The following is a 21,752-nucleotide window of genomic DNA, read 5'->3' on the forward strand; positions in this document are numbered from 1 at the left end:
CATGTCTCCGTTTTACGGTCCTACGATGAAAAACTTGTTTTACGTCCGCCATACCTGCCGCCTCTGTCATTCGGACAAGCAAGAGCTTGTCGTCCCGATGGCAGGCATGCCCATCGGCACGCCGAACTTCCAGGTGCCGGATGCAAGCGTCGAGGATCCCGTCTTTCGGGCCGCGGTGCCGATGGCGCTGCACCTGTGCGCGGACTGCGGCCACCTGCAGATTCTCCACGTCGGCAATCCAGAGATCCAGTACCGCAACTACGTTTATACCACCTCGCTCTCGCTTGGCCTGCGGGAGCACTTCGCGGGCTATGCCAACGACGTCGTCAGCCGATTCGCCATCGCGCCGGGCTCGCTGGTCGTCGAGCTCGGCAGCAACGACGGATCGCTGCTCGGTTTCTTCAAAGAGCGCGGCATGCGGGTGCTGGGTGTCGATCCCGCCGTCGACATCGCACGGCGTGCGACGGAAGCGGGAATCGAAACCATCGGCGATTTCTTCACCGATGCCATCGGTCGCCGCATCCTGCAAAGCCACGGCGCGGCCAGCGTCGTGATCGCCAACAACATGATCGCCAATGTCGACAATCTCGATCCGCTGGTGATCGGGGTTCGCGACGTGCTTGCGCCGGACGGGCTGTTCGTTTTCGAAACGCAGTATGGCGTCGACGTCACCGAGAAGAACCTTCTCGACACCGTCTACCACGAGCATCTGTCGTATTTTAACATCAAGCCGCTGACGCGCTTCTTCGCGCGGCTTGGCATGGAAGTGATCGACGTCCAGCACATCGAGACCAAGGGCGGCTCGATCCGGGTGACGGTGCAGCGTGCCGGCGGCGCGAAGAAGCCGTCCGCGGAGGTGGCACGCTTCATTGCCGAGGAAGACCGGCTCGGCGTCGATCAGCCGGCCTACTATGTGCCCTATGCGAAGAGAATCGCCGCCATTCGCGACGAGTTGGTCGCGATGGCCGACGCCGCCCATGCGCGCGGCCAGCTCGTGGCCGGCTACGGCGTCTCGGTCGGGACCACGACGCTGCTGCCGCAGTTCGGCCTGGAGAACAAGATCGACTTCCTGGTGGACGACGACCCCAACAAGGGGAACGTGATGGCCGGCCCCGGGTACGACATCCCGATCCTGCCGCCCGCCGCCCTTTACGAGCGCAAGCCGGCGTTCGTCGTCGTCTTCGCCTGGCGCTATGTGGATCCGATCCGGGCCAAGCATGCCGGCTATTTCGCCGAGGGCGGAAAGTTCGTTGTGCCGCTGCCGGGTATTTCGACGATCGATCGGGCCGACTGACCTTGAGGGGGCGCCAAAGGGGCTGCAGGTGAGGGGGCCCCCGGCGGTGTCGTTCTCCGTGGAACCGGCTGAGGTGCTGGGGCGGCGCTTTGCAGGCGGCAGATAAGCCCTTGATCGGCCTGATCTCTAATCGGTCGCCCGCGGAGGTCGGTTTACTCGCGCGGGCCCTCTCTATCTTGACCTTTGGTCCCATCCGCAGTAGATACCGCGCACTCGCAGCCGGCCCGTTAGACGCGGATCTCCGGCGCGGCTTTGAAATCCCCGAACAATCGAGCCCGATTTCCGGCTCATCCTTCGACAGAGGGCTGGGCCAACGGCGGCTGTTCGGATCCCTGAAATTCATTCGCGTCTGTCGACGGACGTTGGACATCAAACGATGGCAGTCAGCCCGTTCAAGTTCTTGCAGGAAGTCCGCTCGGAGACCGCCAAGGTCACTTGGCCGACCCGCCGCGAGACCACGATCACCACCATCATGGTGTTCGTGATGGTCGCCGTGGCCTCGATCTTCTTCTTCGCCGCCGACCAGATCATCCGCGTCCTCATCACCTTCCTTCTGGGCATTCACTGATGGCAACAGCAACGGCTCAATTGTCTGACAAGCGCTGGTACATCGTCCACGCCTATTCGAACTTCGAGAAGAAGGTCGCCGAATCGATCCGCGAGCAGGCCAAGCAGCGCGGGCTTGAGGAGTTGTTCGAACTGGTGCTGGTTCCGACCGAGAAGGTCACGGAAGTGCGCCGCGGCCGCAAGATCGACGCCGAGCGCAAGTTCTTCCCGGGCTACGTGCTGGTGAAGATGAAGCTGACCGACGAGGCGTTTCATCTGATCAAGAACACGCCGAAGGTGACCGGCTTCCTCGGCGCGGAAAACAAGCCGATGCCGATCTCGGAAGCCGAGGCCATGCGCATCCTGCACCAGGTGCAAGAGGGCGTGGAGCGGCCGAAGGCGTCGGTGTCGTTCGAAATCGGCGAGAACGTGCGCGTGGCCGACGGCCCGTTTGCCTCGTTCTCGGGTGTGGTCGAGGAAATCGACGAGGCGCGCTCGCGCGTGAAGGTCGCGGTGTCGATCTTCGGCCGCGCCACGCCGGTCGAACTGGAATTCGGTCAGGTCGAGAAGGTCTGATCGGGTAGGCGTGAGGCTTCGGTCTCGCGCAGCAAGAGGCCGTGGGAGGGAGAGGGCGGTTGCCAGCCGTATCCGACCCAGACCACGAACCTGAAACCGCCGGCCCAGGCCGGCCCAACAGGAGTGATACATGGCAAAGAAAGTGACCGGATACCTGAAGCTTCAGGTCCCGGCCGGTGCGGCGAATCCTTCGCCCCCGATCGGTCCCGCGCTCGGTCAGCGCGGTCTCAACATCATGGAGTTCTGCAAGGCGTTCAACGCCCAGACCCAGAAGGAAGAGAAAAACACCCCGATTCCCGTCGTGATTACGATCTACGCCGATCGTTCCTTCACGTTCGAGATGAAGACGCCGCCGATGTCCTTCTTCCTCAAGCAGGCTGCCAAGATCCAGTCCGGCTCCAAGGCGCCGGGCCGTGACAAGGCGGGTGCGGTGACCAAAGCGCAGGTGCGCGAGATCGCCGAGAAGAAGATGAAGGATCTCAATTGCGATTCCATCGAAGCGGCCATGAAGATGGTCGAGGGCTCTGCCCGCTCGATGGGTCTGGAAGTGGCAGGGTAAGCGGTCATGGCAATCGGAAAACGTTTGAACAAAGCCCGCGAAGGTATTGATCGCGAAAAGCTTTACCCGCTCGCAGACGCCATCAAGATGGTCAAGGAACGCGCGAAAGCGAAGTTCGACGAGACCATCGAGGTCGCGATCAATCTCGGCGTCGATCCGCGTCACGCCGACCAGATGGTCCGCGGCGTTGTGACCCTGCCGAACGGCACCGGCCGTACGCTCCGCGTCGGCGTGTTCGCCCGCGGCGCCAAGGCCGACGAGGCCAAGGCTGCCGGAGCCGACGTCGTCGGCGCCGAGGACCTGGTCGAGAAGGTGCAGAACGGCACGATCGATTTCGATCGTTGTATTGCAACCCCCGACATGATGCCGCTGGTCGGCCGCCTTGGTAAGGTGCTCGGCCCGCGCGGCCTGATGCCGAACCCGAAGATCGGCACCGTGACCATGGACGTCACCGGCGCCGTGAAGGGCGCCAAGGGCGGCTCGGTCGAGTTCCGCGTCGAGAAGGCCGGCATCTTGCAGGCGGGCGTCGGCAAGGCCTCGTTCACCGAGGAAAAACTGGTCGAAAACATCAAGGCCTTGGCTGACGCTGTCTCCAAGGCCAAGCCGGCCGGTTCCAAGGGCACCTACATCCAGCGCGTTGCGGTGTCCTCGTCGATGGGCCCCGGCGTGAAGGTCGAGCCGGGCACCATTCTCGGCTAAGGTTTGCAAATGACATGAGGCGAGGGGCGGAATTGGGCAACCGATTCCGCCCCTCGTCGTTTGTGACGGCGTTCACCGGAAACAAGAACAATGACTGACAAGGTCCTGATCTACTCGCGCTTTCCCAAGACGATGATGGCGCGCTTCGCCGAGCGGTTCGAGCTGCTCGACACCGGCGGCAAGCCGGCGCGGGAGATGTTTTCGGCCGACGCGCTCGGCGATATCCGTGCAGTGCTCACCGCCGGCGGCACGCCGCTGGGCGCGGAGGCGATGGACCTGTTTCCCAAGCTCGGTACCATCGTCTGCTACGGCACCGGCTATGACGGTGTTGACCTGAAGGCCGCTGCTGCCCGCAATATTGCGGTCGGACATAGCCCGGGTGCCAATGCGGCCTCCGTCGCCGACATCGCGATGACCCTGATGCTCGCGGCGACGCGGCGAATCCTGGTGGCCGACCAGTACGTCCGAAGCGGCGATTGGGCCGCGTCAAAGCCCTCGCCGATGATGCGCCCGCAGGCCGGGATGCCGGGCCGCCGCATCGGCGTCTACGGCATGGGCGAGATCGGCCGCAAGATCGCAGCGCGCTGCGCGTCCTTCGAGAGCGAGATCGGCTATTTCAGCCGCAGCAGGTACGATCTGCCCTATCAATATTTCCCGACCTTGGAGGCGCTGACCGACTGGTGCAGCGTGCTGATGATCGCGGTCCGGGCAGGAGCCGAGACCCAGCATGCCGTCAGCGCCGATATCCTCAGGCGCCTCGGGGCGGACGGCTATGTCGTCAACATCTCCCGCGGCTCGGTGATCGATGAGAAAGCCCTGGTGCTGGCGCTTACCGAGAAGACCATCGCCGGAGCCGGTCTCGATGTCTATGACAAGGAACCGCACGCTCCTGACGCGCTGACGGCACTGCCCAACGTCGTGTTCTCCCCCCATATTGGCGGCCACACCCTGGAATCGCACGTCGCCATGCAGAACTGCGTGCTGGCGAACCTGACCGCGTTTTTCGAGGGCAAGAAGTTGCCTTACGCGGTCAAATGAGCGGAAACCGGCCCTTTTCGGCCATGGTTAAGCGCGAGCGGCAACGGATTGGAACTGGTGTGAATTTTGCTCTTGGCAAGCAGGCCCCGAGCGGTTAAAGAACCGCTTCCGGACGTGCCGGCCTCGGCTGGCGCGTCCGTGCACGCATTCCGAAAACAAGCGATGGAGATCATTCCTTTTCAGGGCGTCCGTGAGGATTTGCTGGAAAGGGAGGGAAAACCGTCGGGTGTGGGGTGCGGGCAGAGGTCGGGCGGTTCGCCGGCTGACCTTGTCCTGTCCAAGACTGCAGGCGCCCGCGGGGAATTCCGATTTCTCAACGGCTTAATCGCATGGCCTGCATAGACGGGTGAAGACCGGATTTCACTTCGTGGCCACCTTAGGGTCGGTTGCGGAATGGGTTTGGTTCGGACCTCGACACGCCGTGGGCTCTAATGGGCTCTCGGAGGGCAGGCTTTGAATTGTCGTCTTGCCCGGCGTGTCCGATGGGTTTGGCCCTGAGGTTCAGGTTTGGGCGGGACGATGGGTGCAACCCGGCGGTCCCGCTTTCGCGATGACCGCCAACCGGAAAGAGCTTGCTGTGGAACGAGCGGCAAAAAAGGAAGCGGTCGAACAGCTCAATGGGGTCTTCAAGACCACGAGCGTCGCGGTCGTTGCCCAATATTCCGGCCTGACCGTTGCCCAGATGCAGAAGCTGCGCTCGCAGATGAAGCAGGCTGGCGCCTCGGTGAAGGTCTCGAAGAACCGTCTCGCCAAAATTGCTCTTGAAGGCACTGACGTCGTTGCCATCGGCCCCATGCTGAAGGGACCGACCGTGATCGCCACTTCGGACGATCCGGTAGCGGCGCCAAAGGTCGCCGTCGAATTCGCCAAGGCGAACGAAAAGTTCGTCATCATTGGTGGCTCGATGGGAACGACCGTCCTGAATGTCGACGGCGTGAAGGCTCTTGCCTCGCTGCCGTCGCTTGACGAACTGCGCGCCAAGATCGTCGGCCTGCTTGTGGCCCCGGCGACCAAGATCGCTCAGCTCGCCAACGCGCCCGCGGGCAAGCTCGCGCGCGTCATCCAGGCTTATGCCTCAAAGGGCGAAGCGGCCTGACGCCCTTCGCAAAACTCAAACCCGAACCAGACTTACATTCAAGGAAACTGAACAATGGCTGACCTGCAGAAGATCGTCGACGACCTCTCGAGCCTCACCGTGCTCGAAGCTGCCGAACTCGCGAAGCTCCTCGAAGAGAAGTGGGGCGTTTCGGCTGCCGCGGCTGTCGCCGTGGCTGGCCCGGCTGGTGGTGGCGCCGCCGCCGCTCCGGCCGAAGAGAAGACCGAGTTCACGGTCGTTCTTGCCGCCGCCGGCGACAAGAAGATCGAGGTCATCAAGGAAGTCCGCGCCATCACCGGCCTGGGCCTGAAGGAAGCAAAGGACCTCGTCGAGGGCGCGCCGAAGCCTGTCAAGGAAGGCGTGAACAAGGACGAAGCCGAGAAGCTCAAGGCCCAGCTCGAGAAGGCTGGCGCGAAGGTCGAGCTCAAGTAAGCAGCGCTTACTGGCACGAGATCCCGGTCAGCATCATCGCAACCGGGATCTCGGTCCGCTCTCCGAAACGGCGGGCCAGATGCAAAAGGCGTGCGACGGAACGACCCGACGCAGGCCGAACACGAAAAAGTGTGGGGATTTGAGGGTTTGTCCCTCGAATCTGCACTAATGTCGCCCCATATCGGGTCGGCAGCACGAAAGCGCGGTGGGCAGGGATGCCGCATTCCCTGTAAGCCGTTGGGAGAGCAAGCTATTTCGGGCTTTTGCAGTCCGTGAAGAGGTTGGTTGTGACGGGCGGGCGCGCTCCTGCGCCCCGCGCGTCGTTTTGCGTTTTGAAGGTCTGAAGAACAGATTCAGGACATTCCTGCCTGAAACTGAGTCTCCGGCCCCCAAGACGGGTTCGAAAAATTCAACCCGGGGAGCGGCGGTCGCCGCGTTCCGGAGGGCGCGCCCAAATCGGGCGACGAAAATGAGAGGCCACGATGGCGCAGCAGACATTCACCGGTCGCAAACGCGTTCGCAAGTTCTTCGGACACATCAAGGAAGTCGCCGAGATGCCGAACCTCATCGAGGTTCAGAAGGCGTCCTATGACCAGTTCCTGATGGTCGACGAGCCCCAGGGCGGTCGATCGGACGAGGGCTTGCAGGCGGTGTTCCGCTCGGTGTTCCCGATCTCCGACTTCTCGGGCACCTCGATGCTGGAATTCGTCCGCTACGAGTTCGAGCCGCCGAAATACGACGTCGACGAGTGCCGCCAGCGCGGCATGACCTTCGCGGCCCCCCTCAAGGTGACGCTACGCCTCATCGTGTTCGATATCGACGAGGAAACCGGCGCGAAGTCGGTCAAGGACATCAAGGAGCAGGACGTCTACATGGGCGACATCCCGCTCATGACGATGAACGGCACCTTCATCGTCAACGGCACCGAGCGCGTCATCGTCTCGCAGATGCACCGTTCGCCGGGCGTGTTCTTCGACCACGACAAGGGCAAGACCCATTCGTCGGGCAAGCTGCTGTTCGCCGCTCGCGTGATCCCATATCGCGGCTCCTGGCTCGACATCGAGTTCGACGCCAAGGACATCGTCTATGCGCGTATCGACCGTCGCCGCAAGCTTCCGGTGACGTCGCTGATGTTCGCGCTTGGTCTCGACGGCGAGGCGATCCTCAGCACCTTCTACAAGAAGATCCAGTACAAGCGGATCAAGGAAGGCTGGCGCGTTCCGTTCGACGCCAATCGTTTCCGCGGCTACTCGACCATCAACGACCTGATCGACGCCGATACCGGCAAGGTCGTGCTCGAAGCCGGCAAGAAGCTCACCGTGCGCGGTGCGCGTCAGATGCAGGAGAAGGGGCTGAAGGCGCTGCGCCTCTCGGATGCTGAGCTCGTCGGCAACTACATCGCCGAGGACCTCGTCAATCCCAAGACCGGCGAGATCCACGCGGAAGCCGGTGAAGAGATCACCGACAAGTCGATCAAGGTTCTCAACGAGCACGGCTACAAGGAGCTGCCGCTGCTCGACATCGACCACGTCAATGTCGGCGCCTACATCCGCAACACCCTCGCGGCCGACAAGAACATGACGCGCGAGGACGCGCTGTTCGACATCTACCGCGTGATGCGTCCCGGCGAGCCGCCGACGCTAGATTCGGCGCAGGCAATGTTCCAGTCACTGTTCTTCGACGCCGAGCGCTACGACCTCTCGGCGGTCGGTCGCGTCAAGATGAACATGCGCCTCGACCTCGATGCGCCCGACACCCAACGCACGCTCCGCAAGGAAGACATCCTCTCCGTCATCAAGACGCTGGTGGATTTGCGCGACGGCAAGGGCGAGATCGACGACATCGACCATCTCGGCAACCGCCGTGTGCGTTCGGTCGGCGAGCTCATGGAGAACCAGTACCGCATCGGCTTGCTCCGCATGGAGCGCGCGATCAAGGAGCGCATGTCTTCGGTCGACATCGACACGGTCATGCCGCAGGACCTGATCAACGCCAAGCCGGCGGCCGCCGCCGTGCGCGAGTTCTTCGGCTCCTCGCAGCTCTCGCAGTTCATGGACCAGACCAACCCGCTGTCGGAGATCACCCACAAGCGCCGCCTGTCGGCACTTGGACCGGGCGGTCTGACCCGCGAGCGCGCCGGCTTCGAGGTCCGCGACGTGCATCCGACGCATTACGGCCGCATCTGCCCGATCGAGACGCCGGAAGGTCCGAACATCGGCCTGATCAACTCGCTCGCGACCTTCGCGCGCGTGAACAAGTACGGCTTCGTCGAGACGCCTTACCGCAAGGTCAAGGACGGCCGCGTCACCGACGAGGTCGTGTACCTCTCGGCGATGGAAGAGGGCCGCTACACGGTCGCGCAGGCCAACGTGCCGCTCGATCCGAAGGGCCGCTTCACCGAAGATCTCGTGGTCTGCCGTCACGCCGGCGAAGTCTTGCCGGTCACCCCGGACAAGGTCGACTACATGGACGTGTCGCCGAAGCAGCTCGTTTCGGTCGCGGCCGCGCTGATCCCGTTCCTCGAGAACGACGACGCCAACCGCGCGCTGATGGGCTCGAACATGCAGCGCCAGGCGGTGCCGCTGGTTCGCGCCGAAGCGCCGTTCGTCGGCACCGGCATGGAAGGCGTGGTTGCGCGTGACTCGGGTGCTGCGATCGCGGCGCGCCGTTCGGGCGTGATCGACCAGATCGACGCCACCCGCGTCGTGATCCGCGCCACGGAAGATCTCGATCCGACCAAGTCGGGCGTCGATATCTACCGGCTGATGAAGTACCAGCGCTCCAACCAGTCGACCTGCATCAACCAGCGTCCGCTGGTGAAGGTCGGCGACATTGTCAAGAAGGGCGACATCATCGCCGACGGTCCGTCGACCGATCTCGGCGAGCTCGCGCTCGGCCGGAACGTGCTCGTCGCGTTCATGCCGTGGAACGGCTACAACTTCGAAGACTCGATCCTGCTCTCCGAGCGGATCGTGAAGGAAGACGTGTTTACCTCAATTCATATCGAAGAATTCGAGGTAATGGCCCGCGACACCAAGCTCGGACCCGAGGAAATCACCCGCGACATTCCGAACGTCTCGGAAGAAGCGCTGAAGAACCTCGACGAAGCCGGCATCGTGTACATCGGCGCGGAAGTACGCGCCGGTGACATCCTGGTCGGCAAGATCACGCCGAAGGGCGAAAGCCCGATGACGCCGGAAGAAAAGCTCCTGCGCGCCATCTTCGGCGAGAAGGCTTCCGACGTCCGCGACACCTCGCTGCGCGTTCCTCCGGGCGTGCAGGGCACCATCGTCGAAGTGCGCGTGTTCAACCGGCACGGCGTCGACAAGGACGAGCGTGCGCTGGCGATCGAGCGGGAAGAGATCGAGCGTCTGGCCAAGGACCGCGACGACGAGCAGGCGATCCTGGACCGCAACGTCTACAACCGTCTTGCCGAGCTGCTCGAAGGACGGCAGGGCATCGCCGGTCCGAAGGGCTTCAAGAAGGACACCAAGATCACCCGTGCGGTGCTCGAGGAGTACCCGAAGTCGCAGTGGTGGCTGTTCGCTTCGCCGAACGACAAGCTGATGGCCGAGATCGAGGCCATGCGGAAGCAGTACGACGAGTCGAAGAAGGGGCTGGAACAGCGCTTCCTCGACAAGGTCGAAAAGCTTCAGCGCGGTGACGAATTGCCGCCCGGCGTGATGAAGATGGTCAAGGTCTTCGTCGCGGTGAAGCGCAAGATCCAGCCCGGCGACAAGATGGCCGGCCGCCACGGCAACAAGGGCGTGGTGTCGAAGATCGTGCCGATCGAGGACATGCCGTTCCTCGAAGACGGTACGCATGCCGACATCGTGCTCAATCCGCTCGGCGTGCCATCGCGCATGAACGTCGGACAGATCCTCGAGACCCATCTCGGCTGGGCCTGTGCCGGCCTCGGCAAGCGTATCGGCCAGACGGTCGATGCCTATTTGTCGAAGCAGGACATCCGGCCGCTGAAGGAAACCTTGAAGAAGGTCTACGGCGAGGACGAGACGATCAAGTCGCTCAACGACAACGAGTTGATCGAGCTCGGCCACAATCTGAGCCGCGGCGTTCCGATCGCGACGCCGGTGTTCGACGGCGCCAAGGAAGCCGACATCGAGGAGATGCTGAAGCTTGCCGGTCTGGACGCTTCGGGCCAGTCGACCGTCTATGACGGCCGCACCGGCGACGCCTTCGACCGCAAGGTGACGGTGGGCTACATCTACATGCTCAAGCTGCACCATCTCGTCGACGACAAGATCCACGCGCGTTCGATCGGTCCGTACTCGCTCGTTACCCAGCAGCCGCTGGGCGGCAAGGCGCAGTTCGGCGGTCAGCGCTTCGGCGAAATGGAAGTGTGGGCGCTCGAGGCTTACGGCGCGGCGTACACGCTCCAGGAGATGCTGACCGTGAAGTCGGACGACGTCGCCGGCCGTACCAAGGTGTACGAGGCGATCGTGCGTGGCGACGACACCTTCGAGGCCGGTATTCCGGAATCGTTCAACGTGCTGGTCAAGGAAATGCGCTCGCTCGGCCTCAACGTCGACTTGCACAATTCCAAGGTCGGACCGGGGACGGCGGAAGCGGCCGAGTAATACGACCCTCATGCCCGGCCTGAATGGCCGGGCATCGGCGCCCAGTCCTCGAATCGAGGGCAGGGCGCCCCGCATAGTGATTTTCGAATTTGCTGCCGGAGGCGACCGGCACGCGAGGAGAAGACGATGAACCAAGAAATTATGAATCTCTTTAATCCGACGACGCCGGCTCAGGTCTTCGACCAGATCCGGATCTCGATCGCGAGCCCCGAGAAGATTCTGTCCTGGTCGTACGGCGAGATCAAGAAGCCGGAAACCATCAACTACCGTACCTTCAAGCCCGAGCGCGATGGCCTGTTCTGCGCCCGCATCTTCGGGCCGATCAAGGACTACGAGTGCTTGTGCGGCAAGTACAAGCGCATGAAGTACAAGGGCATCATCTGCGAGAAGTGCTCGGTCGAGGTCACGCTGTCGCGCGTCCGGCGCGAGCGCATGGGCCATATCGAGCTCGCAGCCCCCGTCGCCCACATCTGGTTCCTGAAGTCGCTGCCTTCGCGCATCGGCCTCCTGCTCGACATGACGCTGAAGGATCTCGAGCGGATCCTCTACTTCGAATATTACGTTGTGCTCGAGCCGGGCCTCACCGCGCTGAAGGACCGTCAGCTCTTGTCGGAAGACGAGTATCTGAAGGCGCAGGACGAATACGGCCAGGATTCCTTCACCGCCATGATCGGCGCGGAAGCGATCCGCGAGCTGCTCAAGGGCATGGATCTCGAGAAGCTCGAGCTGACCTTGCGCGCGGAGATGCAGGAGACCGACTCCGACATCAAGCACAAGAAGCTCGCCAAGCGCCTGAAGATCGTGGAAGCGTTCCGCCACTCCGGCAACAAGCCGGAATGGATGATCATGACCGTGGTCCCGGTGATTCCGCCGGACCTGCGTCCGCTGGTGCCGCTGGACGGCGGCCGCTTCGCGACCTCGGACCTCAACGACCTCTACCGCCGCGTCATCAACCGCAACAACCGCCTGAAGCGGCTGATGGAGCTGCGCGCGCCGGACATCATCATCCGCAACGAGAAGCGCATGCTTCAGGAGGCCGTCGACGCGCTGTTCGACAACGGCCGCCGCGGCCGCGTCATCACCGGTGCCAACAAGCGTCCGCTGAAGTCGCTCGCCGACATGCTCAAGGGCAAGCAGGGCCGGTTCCGTCAGAACCTGCTCGGCAAGCGCGTCGACTATTCGGGCCGTTCGGTGATCGTGGTCGGTCCCGAGCTGCGCCTGCATCAGTGCGGTCTGCCGAAGAAGATGGCCCTCGAACTGTTCAAGCCGTTCATCTACTCGCGGCTTGACGCCAAGGGCCTGTCAACCACCGTGAAGCAGGCCAAGAAGCTGGTCGAGAAGGAGCGGCCCGAGGTCTGGGACATCCTGGACGAGGTCATCCGCGAGCATCCCGTGCTGCTCAACCGCGCACCGACGCTGCATCGCCTCGGCATCCAGGCGTTCGAGCCCGTGCTGATCGAGGGCAAGGCGATCCAGCTCCACCCGCTGGTCTGCGCCGCGTTCAACGCCGACTTCGACGGCGACCAGATGGCCGTGCACGTTCCGCTGTCGCTGGAAGCGCAGCTGGAAGCGCGCGTCCTGATGATGTCGACCAACAACATCCTGCATCCGGCGAACGGCCAGCCGATCATCGTGCCGTCGCAGGACATCGTGCTCGGTCTCTACTACGTCTCCATCATGCGCGAAGGCCTGCCCGGCGAGGGCAAGATCTTCGGCGAGATGGCGGAGCTCGAGCACGCGTTGCACGCGAAGGTCATCCACCTCCACACCAAGATCAAGTACCGGTGGGAAGGCATCGACGAGACCGGCAAGATCTCCAGGCGCTGGATCGAGACCACCGCCGGCCGCGTCATGCTGGGCAATTTGCTGCCGAAGAACCCGCGCGTTCCGTACGAGATCATCAACAAGCTGATGACCAAGCGCGAGATCTCCGGCGTCATCGACCAGGTCTACCGCCACTGCGGCCAGAAGGAGACGGTGATCTTCTGCGACCGCATCATGGCGCTCGGCTTCTACAACGCCTTCAAGGCCGGCATCTCGTTCGGCAAGGACGACATGGTCGTGCCGCACTCCAAGTGGAAGATCGTCGACGCTACCCGTACGCTGGCGAAGGATTTCGAGCAGCAGTACAACGACGGTCTGATTACCCATGGCGAGAAGTACAACAAGGTCGTCGACGCCTGGTCGAAGGCCACGGAAGAAATCGCCAAGGCGATGATGAAGGAGATCTCCTCGACCAAGAAGACGGCGAGTGGGGCGGATGCCGACATCAACTCGATCTACATGATGGCTCACTCCGGTGCCCGCGGTTCGCCGGCCCAGATGCGCCAGCTCGCCGGCATGCGCGGCCTGATGGCCAAGCCGTCGGGCGAGATCATCGAGACGCCGATCATCTCGAACTTCAAGGAAGGCCTCTCGGTGCTCGAGTACTTCAACTCGACCCACGGCGCCCGCAAGGGCCTCGCGGACACCGCGTTGAAGACCGCGAACTCCGGCTATCTGACCCGTCGTCTCGTCGACGTCGCGCAGGATTGCATCATCACGCAGGACGATTGCGGCACCAAGCTCGGCATCAAGATGCGCGCCATCGTCGATGCCGGCACCGTGGTCGCTTCGCTCGGCTCGCGCATCCTCGGACGCACGGCCTGCGAAGACGTGCGTGACAGCACGGGCAAGGTGATCTTCAAGCGCGGTACGCTGATGGAAGAGAGCCATCTGGATGCCATCCATCAGGGCGGCGTCCAAGAGGTAAAGATCCGCTCGGCGCTGACCTGCGAGCTCGTCAACGGCATCTGCGGCAAGTGCTACGGCCGCGATCTCGCTCGCGGCACGCCGGTCAACCACGGCGAAGCGGTCGGGGTCATCGCGGCCCAGTCGATCGGCGAGCCGGGCACCCAGCTCACCATGCGCACCTTCCACATCGGCGGTGCGGCGCAGCTGAACGAGCAATCTTTCGTTGAATCCAACTTCGACGGCAAGATCGTGATCAGGAACAAGGCCATCGCCCGCAATAGCGAAGGCCACCTGGTCGCGATGGTTCGCAACATGGTGATCGCGATCGTCGATGCCGACGGCACCGAGCGTGCGACGCACCGTATTCAGTACGGTTCGCGCCTGCACGTCGACGAGGGCGACATGGTCAAGCGTGGCCAGCGTATCGTGGAATGGGATCCCTACACCCGTCCGCTCCTCACCGAGGTCGAAGGTACTATCGGCTTCGAGGATCTGGTCGAGGGACAGTCGATCTCGGAAACGCTCGACGAGGCCACCGGTATTGCCAAGCGCGTGGTCATCGACTGGCGCTCGATGCGCGGCGGCGGGGACCTGCGTCCCGCCATCGTGATCAAGGGCAAGGACGGCAAGGTGCTCAAGCTCGCCCGTGGCGGCGATGCCCGCTACATGCTGTCGGTCGATGCCATTCTGTCGGTCGATGTCGGCGCCAAGGTCCAGGCGGGCGACATTCTCGCCCGTGTCTCGACCGAAAGCGCCAAGACGCGCGACATCACCGGCGGTCTGCCGCGGGTGGCGGAACTGTTCGAGGCTCGGCGTCCGAAGGATGCGGCGATCATCGCCGAAATCGCGGGCACCATCCGGTTTGGGCGCGACTATAAGAACAAGCGTCGCATCTCGATCGAGCCGATGGACAAGACCGAAGAGGCGCGCGAGTACCTGATCCCGAAGGGCAAGCACATCCACCTTCAGGATGGCGACGTCGTCGAAAAGGGCGACTTCATCGTGGAAGGCAATCCGGCGCCGCACGACATTTTGGCGGTCAAGGGCATCGAGGAACTCGCGGCCTATCTGGTCAACGAGATCCAGGAGGTCTATCGGCTCCAGGGCGTGCTCATCAACGATAAGCACATCGAGGTGATCGTCCGTCAGATGCTCCAGAAGGTGGAAGTCACCGACCAGGGCGACACGGACATGATCTCGGGCGAGCAGATCGACAAGATCGAGTTCGACCAGATCAACGCGAAGGCCAAGGAAGAGGGCAAGAAGATCGCCACGGGGACGCCGGTTCTGCTCGGCATCACCAAGGCGAGCCTTCAGACCCGCTCCTTCTTCTCGGCGGCCTCGTTCCAGGAGACCACCCGCGTCCTCACGGAAGCGGCGGTCAACGGCAAGGTCGATCCGCTCGAAGGCCTCAAGGAGAACGTCATCGTCGGCCGGCTGATTCCGGCAGGCACCGGCGCCTCCATGGCGAAGATCCGCGAAGTCGCGGTGAAGCGCGACAAGATGATCCTCGACGAGCGCGAGAAGCAGGCGGCCGTCGTGCCGCCGGCGCCGGAAGTGGAGCCGATGGCGCTGCCACCTGCGGAATGATCGTTCATCCGTAGGAATACCGAGGACACTGAAAAGGCCGGCGAAAGCCGGCCTTTTTGCTGCTTTGTTTCCCTGTTGCGGTGCGGGATCAACCTTTGTTCATCTTTCCTTCAGGCGCAAAAGCGCTTCTGCTAGGAGAGCTTAGACCGGTGGTCCCGTGAAGGGGGCGGGCCGGAGACCACGGAATTCTCATGCTTGATCTCGCAATCGTAGGCGGCGGCCCCGGCGGGCTGATGAGCGCTTGGTATCTGAAGCGCAAGCTTGGCGACCTCTGCCGCGTCACCATCTACGAGGCATCCGACCGGCTCGGCGGCAAGATCGTCACGCGCAAATTCGATTCCGCGCCCGCGATGTACGAGGCCGGCGTTGCCGAGATCTACGACTACTCGATGACCGGGCCGGATCCGTTGCGCGAGTTGATCCAGCATTTCGGCCTGCAGACCATTCCGATGGATGCCGAGCAGGTGCAGTTCGGCGGTGAGCTCCTCAACGACGTCGCGGGCATGCGCCGCAAATACGGTGCCAAGACCGCAGCCGCAATCGAGGCGTTCCGTAAGCGCTGCGCCGAGGCGATGACGCCGATCGAGTACTACGAGGGTGTCGGCGCGCACGACAACGAGAATCCCTGGGCCTACAAGACCGCCGAACAGGTGCTCGACGAGGAGGTCGAGGACGAGACCGCAAAGCGATTCTTCAAGGTGATGGCGCGCTCGGACCTCGCGACCGAGAGCCACAACACCAACGGGCTCAACGCGCTCAAGAACTACCTGATGGATGTCGACGGCTATATCGGCCTCTATTCCATCCAGAACGGCAACGAGCAGCTCATCGAGTGCCTCCAGTCGGAGGTCAATGCCGACATCCAGCTCAATCACCGAATCCTCACGGTCGGCAAGGCGCCGACCGGCCGCTATCAACTCAAGATGATGAACGGCAAGGGGCCGGAGACGCGCGACTTCGACCTTGTGCTGGTCTGTCTGCCGCATTCCTGGCTTGGGACCGTCGGCTGGGAAGGCGAACAGCTCCGCAAGTCGATGGTCAAGCACGTCGCGTACTTCGACCGTCCTGCGCACTATTTGCGTGTCTCGATCCTGTTCGACACGCCGTTCTGGGGCGACAAGATCGCCGGCGCCTGGTTCATGTCGGAAGCCTTTGGCGGTTGCTGCGTCTATAACGAGGGCGCCCGCCATGATGTGGGCAAGCACGGCGTGCTGAACTGGCTGATTCCGGGCTCCGATGCGCTGGCCTTTGCGAATCTCTCCGACCGGGAGCTGATCGATGCCGCGCTGAAATCGCTTCCGGCATCGCTCGGCGATGCACGCGCGCATTTCATGGAAGGCAAGATCCACCGCTGGCTGTCCTCGGTGAACGCGATTCCGGGCGGCTTGCCCGTGCGCGACGTCATGACCAACCACCGGCCCGAGCCGAAGGAACATCCCGGAATCGTGGTGGTCGGCGACTATCTGTTCGACTCGACGCTGAACGGCCTGCTCGATTCCTCGGACGCGGCGACCGACATCATCTTGACCGAGATGATGCGCTTGCGCCGCGAGCGTTCGCAGGACGACAAGCCGCTCTCGGACAAGATCGATCGTGCCTATTTTGACAATTATCGCGGCCAGGGCCCCTACAGCGAGGTGTGGCAACACTTCACGGATCCCGACTATCTCACAAAACTGATCGGCATCGTCTGGGGCAAGGCCAAAGGCACGAAGCTCTTGATCGCGGGCTCGGCCAGCGGCGAGCTTGTCGGCGCGCTACGTGATCGCGGCATCGATGCCTTCGGTATCGAGAACAACCGCACCATTCACGCCAGAACGCCGAAGGCGCTGAGGAAGTACAACAAGCTCGGTTCGATCACCGACATGCCGTTCAAGGATGGTGCGTTCGACTTCGTGTTCGAGACCAGCCTCTGCCATGTTTCCCCGAAGCAGGTGGTCCGTGCGATCAGGGAGCTGAACCGTGTGGTCAAGACCGGGCTCGTGTTCGGCTCGATCACCTCGGACATGGCGCCGGCACTGATCGACCGCTACGACCTTCTGCGCGGCGTCAAGAAGCTCGGCACCTGGTGGGAATGGTCCGAACTGTTCTTCGGCAACGGCTTCGAGCTGTCGATGCACCGCAAGGACTGCACGGACGCGCTCTGGGAGACGACGCTCGCCGCCAACAAGGGACCGGGCCAGTGGTACGCCGACGCCGATTCCTTGCGCTATTCCTTTTTCGACAAGGTCGAGGATGAGGAAGACGACTAGCCGCCTGAAGCGGGCCTTCGCCAATTGTTTTGCCGAATTCATCTTGATCGCATAGAATCGATGCAGTAGCGGTTGGCGCTATTTCCTGCTTTCTCTGCGGTCATGCCGGCCGTCAGCATCGGTTGGTTTCATGGCGTCCAAGCCCCTCCCGCCCGACAAACAGAAGCTCGCCGCGGAAGAGGCGGCCGAGCTCGACGACAAGCTTGTCCCTACCGCCAAGCCGGACCTTGAAGACGACGAGGACGATGAAGACGAGGAGGATGGCGGGCTGGAGCTCGATGACGACGATGAGGACGAGGACCTCGTCGTCTTTACCGCGCGCGAGGCCGCCGGCGCGCTCGCGACCATCCTGGGTTTCGTCAAACCCTTCCTGTTCAACTACAAGCAGATGCTGTCCTTCGTGGCGTTCGGCGTCTTCGTCGAGACGCTCTTCAACGTCATCATGCCGCTCAGCCTGAAGTACCTGATCGACGACGCGCTCGGCGAGGAGGATTTTCAGGCGCTGTACAAGATCCTCGGCGTGCTCGCGGTCGCGGGCATATTCACCTCGATCGTCGCGGTCTGGTACGAGCGCTGGGATGCGCGGCTCGCGGCGTGCATCATTTCCGACGTCCGCAAACGGCTGTTCGAGCACGTCCAGGACCTGCCGGCGGCCTATTTCGGCCGCACCAAGCGCGGCGAGATCCTGTCGCGCTTCTCAGTCGACCTCGCGGCCTTCGAGGGTTCGGTCAAGACCTTCGCCAACAGCGCGGCATTGCCGTTCCTGGAGCTGATCGCGGGCATCATCCTGATGGTGTTCCTGAACTGGCAGCTCGCGGCGGTTGCGCTGCTGGTGTTCCCGATCACGCTGATCGGTCCCCGCATGCTGACGCCGAAGGCTGTCCAGGCGAATTACGAGCAGAAGCTCAATGAATCTGCGCTGCTCGGCATGGTGCAGGAGAACGTGGCGGCGCAGGCCGTGATCAAGGCGTTCAGCCTGCAACGCCGGATGTTCGGCTTCTTCAAATTCCGCAACGACGAGACGCGAAACAGGATGGCCTCGGCGGCGTTCCTGTCGACCATGGTGGAGCGGACGGTCACCATCTCGGTGCTGCTCTTGCATCTCGTCGTGCTCGCGATCGGCGCATATCTGGCGACGAAGGGGCAGATTACCATCGGCACCTTCGTCACCTTCGAGAGTGCGTTCTGGGAGGTGTCCTACAACATCGCCCATGTGATGCATTTCATCCCCGTGTCGATCTCCGCGGCAGCCGCGATCCGTCATATGCAGGAGTTGCTCGACGAGCCCACGCGCAGCGCCGATCGTGCCGGCGCGCCCGATCTGCCCCGCATCACCAACGACATCACCTTCGACCACGTGACGTTCCAGTACGAAGGCAGCCAGACGCCAGTGCTGGACAATCTCAGCCTCAAGCTCAATGTCGGCAAGCGCATTGCCATCGTCGGTCCGTCCGGCTCCGGCAAGAGCACGCTGCTGAATCTGATCCTGCGGCTCTATGTGCCGGACGAGGGGCGCGTCACCATCGACGGCGTCGACGTCCGCAAGGTGACGCTGGACTCCCTGCGCCGGAGCATGGCTGTGGTGTTCCAGGAGAATATGCTGTTCAACATGTCGATCCGGGAGAACATTCGGCTCGGCAAGGAGGGCGCGACCGATGAGGAGGTGGAGGAGGCGGCCAAGAAAGCCGAGATCCACCGTTACATCATGAGCCTGCCGCAACGATACGACACGCCGGTGGGCGAGCGCGGCGATACCTTGTCGGGCGGCCAGCGCCAGCGCATCGCGATCGCGCGCGCGGTCATCCGTAATCCTTCCGTGCTGCTGCTCGACGAAGCCACTTCGGCGCTCGACCAGACCACGGAAGCTGCGATCAACCGCACGCTGCTGAAGGTCGCCAAGGGCCGCACCATGATCTGGTCAACCCACCGCCTGACCTCGGTGGTCGAGATGGACGAGATCATCGTGATTTCAGGGGGCAGGGCGATCGAGCGCGGCTCACATGCCGAGCTGCTCGCCAAGAACGGCACCTATCGCAAGCTGTGGAACGACCAGATCCACCAACCGCATGGCGCGCCGGCTCACGTCGACGAGGACAGCGACGAAGACGACGAGGATGAAGACGACCTCGACGAGGACGATGAGGAGGAGTGACCGAGGAAGTTCGGCTCCAGATCGAAGGCTGCTCCAAGCGGCCGCAATAGTCCCTGAACCGACCAGGCAATGAAGCGTGCCCAGCGCTGCGCCGTCCAATAAGGGCTTGTCGCAATGGAGACTGAGCGGAAATCGAAGGCCTTCGCGGCCGACCAATCGTCGCACTCCCGCTTGACCGGGTCTGCGTAGAAGGCGGCGATCTTGCTTGTATCCATCCCGTCGGAGGCCAGCCACTGCGGGATATAGACGTTGCAGAGCCGCTCGACGTCGGTGAAGACCTTGTCGCACCCGGTGCCGGCGGCCGGGCAGGAGGTCGAGAAGGCATCGCCCACCAGCACGAGACCCGGCTGGCCGCTGGCATCGTTCACATAGAGATCGACCGGACGGATTTTCAGCTCACTGGGAATGTCGAATGGTCCGGTGATGTGCTTGAGCCGTGGCAGCGCAGCGTTCAACGTCTCGGCCGGCGCGCGGCGCAGCTCACGCAGCCAGGGATCGTCGAAGCTGCGATAGACGAACAGATTGGCGCGCATCCGCGTCCCGATCGGAAAAAGCGTGAGGTAGGGGATGCGGTCGCTCGGCCGTTCCGAGAAATAGGTCAGCGCAGGGAAGTCGAACGAGTCCCGTCCCGCGGGCACCACGTCGAACCCGATCGAAATCGAATGGCAGGCACTGACGACTTTTCGGGCGATTCCCAGCTGGTGGCGCAGGCCGACATTGAGTCCGTTGGCGAGCACGACCAGCCGGGCGGAGACCATCGCGTCGTTGGAGAGAGTGACCTTCTGCCGCTCCGCACTCGTCTCGACCGAGACAGCCTTGGCGCAGATGCGCTCGACGCCGGCAGGAATTTCGTCGCGGACAGCGTTGACGAGGGAATCGTAGAGGATGTTGAACTGCCGGCTCGGCGCCTTGTCGAGAAGGCGGCCGAAGCGCGCGATCCAGTTCTCACCCACAAAGGTCGCGCGGTGCAACACCGATTCGGCGATTCCCGTCTGCAGGAATCGCCCAACCTGCACGTGACCGCTGAGTTTTTCGACCCGAAAGTCCGCCGAATAGCTCTCATGCGGATCGATCAGGATGGTCGAAATGCCGCTACGGCCGAGCATCGCGGCGGCGGTCGAGCCGGACAATCCCCCGCCGATAATGGCAATGTCGGTGTACCGCATGGCGCTAATCTCTGCCCAAGGCGGCACATTGGCGCTCCAACAGGAAAGAAAGCCTTAGCCAATGGTTATAAAAGTATATTTAGTCCGGGTATAAATAGGTTTCGAGGTGGCGCGACGCGCTCTTCGTTTCCATCTCACGAAGGCGCAGCGAGCGGCCCAAGAAGCGATTTCGGCAGGTGCGGGAAGCGCTTCTGACTGACGTTTCGCCTTGACTTGACCGACTCCCACTTATAGAACCCCCTCACTTAACGACAGGCGGTGAGCATCGCCAACGTCGGAACGGGCCACCTGTTTGATCCCCTGGGATCACCAAGACAGGCACCAACCTCGACGAATGCCGCTCAAACGCTGTCGATCATAGCTAGGCAATGCCAGTGCGATTTTAGTTCTCTTGAGCATGTTCTCTCGAGATCGAATTCGGATGCATGACCTCGGTGCGCGGGCCGCAGCTTCAAGCTGACCGGTTCAACTACTGCGGTCCTCTGTGGCGTCGAAGCGCTTTCCGCCCGTTGATGGGTGGTTGGCGCGATTTCGCTTTGTGCGGATTGTTCCGCGGAAGGCGGCCTCGTCGGGCGGGTAGCTCGAAAGAATTTGCGGACCCGGTGACGGGCCGCGGCAGAACACAAAGGGTAATGCCAGGATGCCGACGATCAACCAACTGATCGCTCAACCGCGGGAAGTGCAGAAGTCGCGCAAGAAGGTGCCGGCGCTGCAGCAGTCGCCGCAGAAGCGCGGTGTTTGCACACGCGTTTACACCACGACCCCGAAGAAGCCGAACTCGGCGCTTCGTAAGGTTGCCAAGGTGCGCCTGACCAACGGCTTCGAGGTGATCGGCTACATCCCCGGTGAGGGCCATAACCTCCAGGAGCACTCGGTGGTCATGATCCGCGGCGGTCGCGTCAAGGACTTGCCCGGCGTGCGCTACCACATCCTCCGCGGCGTTCTGGATACCCAGGGCGTCAAGAACCGTAAGCAGCGCCGTTCGAAGTACGGCGCCAAGCGTCCGAAGTAAGCGGGAACC

Annotated in this window: 14 protein-coding genes; 13 read left to right on the forward strand and 1 reads right to left on the reverse strand. The window is 62.7% G+C overall.

The features are described 5' to 3' along the window. The first annotated feature begins 97 nt into the window (after positions 1 to 97). The 12 genes from BcanWU425_RS17155 (at position 98) to BcanWU425_RS17210 (ending at position 19,565) form a co-directional block, all read left to right on the forward strand. Positions 98 to 1,294, forward strand: a complete 1,197-nt coding sequence (locus tag BcanWU425_RS17155) for a class I SAM-dependent methyltransferase (RefSeq protein ID WP_231190743.1) — start codon at positions 98 to 100, stop codon at positions 1,292 to 1,294. Between the two features lie 376 nt (positions 1,295 to 1,670). Further along, positions 1,671 to 1,862: a preprotein translocase subunit SecE gene (gene secE, locus BcanWU425_RS17160; RefSeq protein WP_007602984.1), complete on the forward strand. Its 192-nt coding sequence runs from the start codon at positions 1,671 to 1,673 to the stop codon at positions 1,860 to 1,862. Next, positions 1,862 to 2,416 carry a transcription termination/antitermination protein NusG gene (gene nusG / locus BcanWU425_RS17165; protein ID WP_007602985.1) on the forward strand — a complete coding sequence of 185 codons (555 nt, stop codon included), beginning with the start codon at positions 1,862 to 1,864 and terminating at the stop codon, positions 2,414 to 2,416. Before secE ends, nusG begins: the two co-directional genes overlap by 1 nt. 130 nt (positions 2,417 to 2,546) lie before the next feature. After that, positions 2,547 to 2,975, forward strand: coding sequence for a 50S ribosomal protein L11 (rplK, locus tag BcanWU425_RS17170; RefSeq protein WP_018456444.1), 429 nt, complete (start codon positions 2,547 to 2,549; stop codon positions 2,973 to 2,975). A gap of 6 nt (positions 2,976 to 2,981) precedes the next feature. Further along, positions 2,982 to 3,674, forward strand: coding sequence for a 50S ribosomal protein L1 (gene rplA / locus BcanWU425_RS17175; protein WP_007602988.1), 693 nt, complete (start codon positions 2,982 to 2,984; stop codon positions 3,672 to 3,674). A 90-nt stretch (positions 3,675 to 3,764) separates the two neighbouring features. Next, positions 3,765 to 4,712 (forward strand): 2-hydroxyacid dehydrogenase, encoded by a 948-nt coding sequence (locus BcanWU425_RS17180; protein ID WP_204511515.1) that lies wholly within the window; start codon positions 3,765 to 3,767, stop codon positions 4,710 to 4,712. A gap of 577 nt (positions 4,713 to 5,289) precedes the next feature. Next, a complete protein-coding gene (gene rplJ, locus BcanWU425_RS17185; protein ID WP_027567495.1) occupies positions 5,290 to 5,808 on the forward strand; it encodes a 50S ribosomal protein L10 in 519 nt (172 codons plus the stop codon). Between the two features lie 54 nt (positions 5,809 to 5,862). Continuing rightward, positions 5,863 to 6,240, forward strand: coding sequence for a 50S ribosomal protein L7/L12 (gene rplL / locus BcanWU425_RS17190; RefSeq protein ID WP_007602994.1), 378 nt, complete (start codon positions 5,863 to 5,865; stop codon positions 6,238 to 6,240). 482 nt (positions 6,241 to 6,722) lie between these two features. Beyond that, complete coding sequence (gene rpoB, locus BcanWU425_RS17195; protein ID WP_018456447.1) at positions 6,723 to 10,838, forward strand: DNA-directed RNA polymerase subunit beta; 4,116 nt, start codon at positions 6,723 to 6,725, stop codon at positions 10,836 to 10,838. A gap of 126 nt (positions 10,839 to 10,964) precedes the next feature. Next, entirely contained in the window at positions 10,965 to 15,161 is a 4,197-nt protein-coding gene (gene rpoC, locus BcanWU425_RS17200) for a DNA-directed RNA polymerase subunit beta' (protein WP_026233179.1), read from the forward strand. A 191-nt stretch (positions 15,162 to 15,352) separates the two neighbouring features. Further along, complete coding sequence (locus BcanWU425_RS17205) at positions 15,353 to 17,413, forward strand: FAD-dependent oxidoreductase (RefSeq protein WP_018456449.1); 2,061 nt, start codon at positions 15,353 to 15,355, stop codon at positions 17,411 to 17,413. Between the two features lie 130 nt (positions 17,414 to 17,543). Further along, the gene (locus BcanWU425_RS17210) at positions 17,544 to 19,565 is read left to right on the forward strand and encodes an ABC transporter ATP-binding protein (RefSeq protein WP_018456450.1); all 2,022 of its coding nucleotides are present in this window, start codon (positions 17,544 to 17,546) and stop codon (positions 19,563 to 19,565) included. Here the strand turns inward: BcanWU425_RS17210 and BcanWU425_RS17215 are convergent. Further along, entirely contained in the window at positions 19,493 to 20,731 is a 1,239-nt protein-coding gene (locus tag BcanWU425_RS17215) for an FAD-dependent oxidoreductase (RefSeq protein ID WP_085351283.1), read from the reverse strand. The genes BcanWU425_RS17210 and BcanWU425_RS17215 overlap by 73 nt on opposite strands. A 640-nt stretch (positions 20,732 to 21,371) precedes the next feature. Here BcanWU425_RS17215 and rpsL point away from each other — a divergent pair. Next, positions 21,372 to 21,743 (forward strand): 30S ribosomal protein S12, encoded by a 372-nt coding sequence (gene rpsL, locus BcanWU425_RS17220; RefSeq protein WP_007603006.1) that lies wholly within the window; start codon positions 21,372 to 21,374, stop codon positions 21,741 to 21,743. Positions 21,744 to 21,752: the final 9 nt, after the last annotated feature.

The organism is Bradyrhizobium sp. WU425, from assembly GCF_021052305.1.
In the GTDB taxonomy this organism is placed as follows: Bacteria; Pseudomonadota; Alphaproteobacteria; order Rhizobiales; family Xanthobacteraceae; genus Bradyrhizobium; species Bradyrhizobium canariense_D.

Bases quoted from the DNA above. Each gene is read 5' to 3' on its own strand.
- BcanWU425_RS17210 (WP_018456450.1), top strand. From the start codon at position 17,544: ATGGCGTCCAAGCCCCTCCCGCCCGACAAACAGAAGCTCGCCGCGGAA.
- rplK (WP_018456444.1), top strand. From the start codon at position 2,547: ATGGCAAAGAAAGTGACCGGATACCTGAAGCTTCAGGTCCCGGCCGGT.
- rpoB (WP_018456447.1), top strand. From the start codon at position 6,723: ATGGCGCAGCAGACATTCACCGGTCGCAAACGCGTTCGCAAGTTCTTC.
- BcanWU425_RS17180 (WP_204511515.1), top strand. From the start codon at position 3,765: ATGACTGACAAGGTCCTGATCTACTCGCGCTTTCCCAAGACGATGATG.
- nusG (WP_007602985.1), top strand. From the start codon at position 1,862: ATGGCAACAGCAACGGCTCAATTGTCTGACAAGCGCTGGTACATCGTC.
- BcanWU425_RS17155 (WP_231190743.1), top strand. From the start codon at position 98: ATGGCAGGCATGCCCATCGGCACGCCGAACTTCCAGGTGCCGGATGCA.
- BcanWU425_RS17205 (WP_018456449.1), top strand. From the start codon at position 15,353: ATGCTTGATCTCGCAATCGTAGGCGGCGGCCCCGGCGGGCTGATGAGC.
- rpoC (WP_026233179.1), top strand. From the start codon at position 10,965: ATGAACCAAGAAATTATGAATCTCTTTAATCCGACGACGCCGGCTCAG.
- rplA (WP_007602988.1), top strand. From the start codon at position 2,982: ATGGCAATCGGAAAACGTTTGAACAAAGCCCGCGAAGGTATTGATCGC.
- rpsL (WP_007603006.1), top strand. From the start codon at position 21,372: ATGCCGACGATCAACCAACTGATCGCTCAACCGCGGGAAGTGCAGAAG.
- secE (WP_007602984.1), top strand. From the start codon at position 1,671: ATGGCAGTCAGCCCGTTCAAGTTCTTGCAGGAAGTCCGCTCGGAGACC.
- BcanWU425_RS17215 (WP_085351283.1), bottom strand. From the start codon at position 20,731: ATGCGGTACACCGACATTGCCATTATCGGCGGGGGATTGTCCGGCTCG.
- rplL (WP_007602994.1), top strand. From the start codon at position 5,863: ATGGCTGACCTGCAGAAGATCGTCGACGACCTCTCGAGCCTCACCGTG.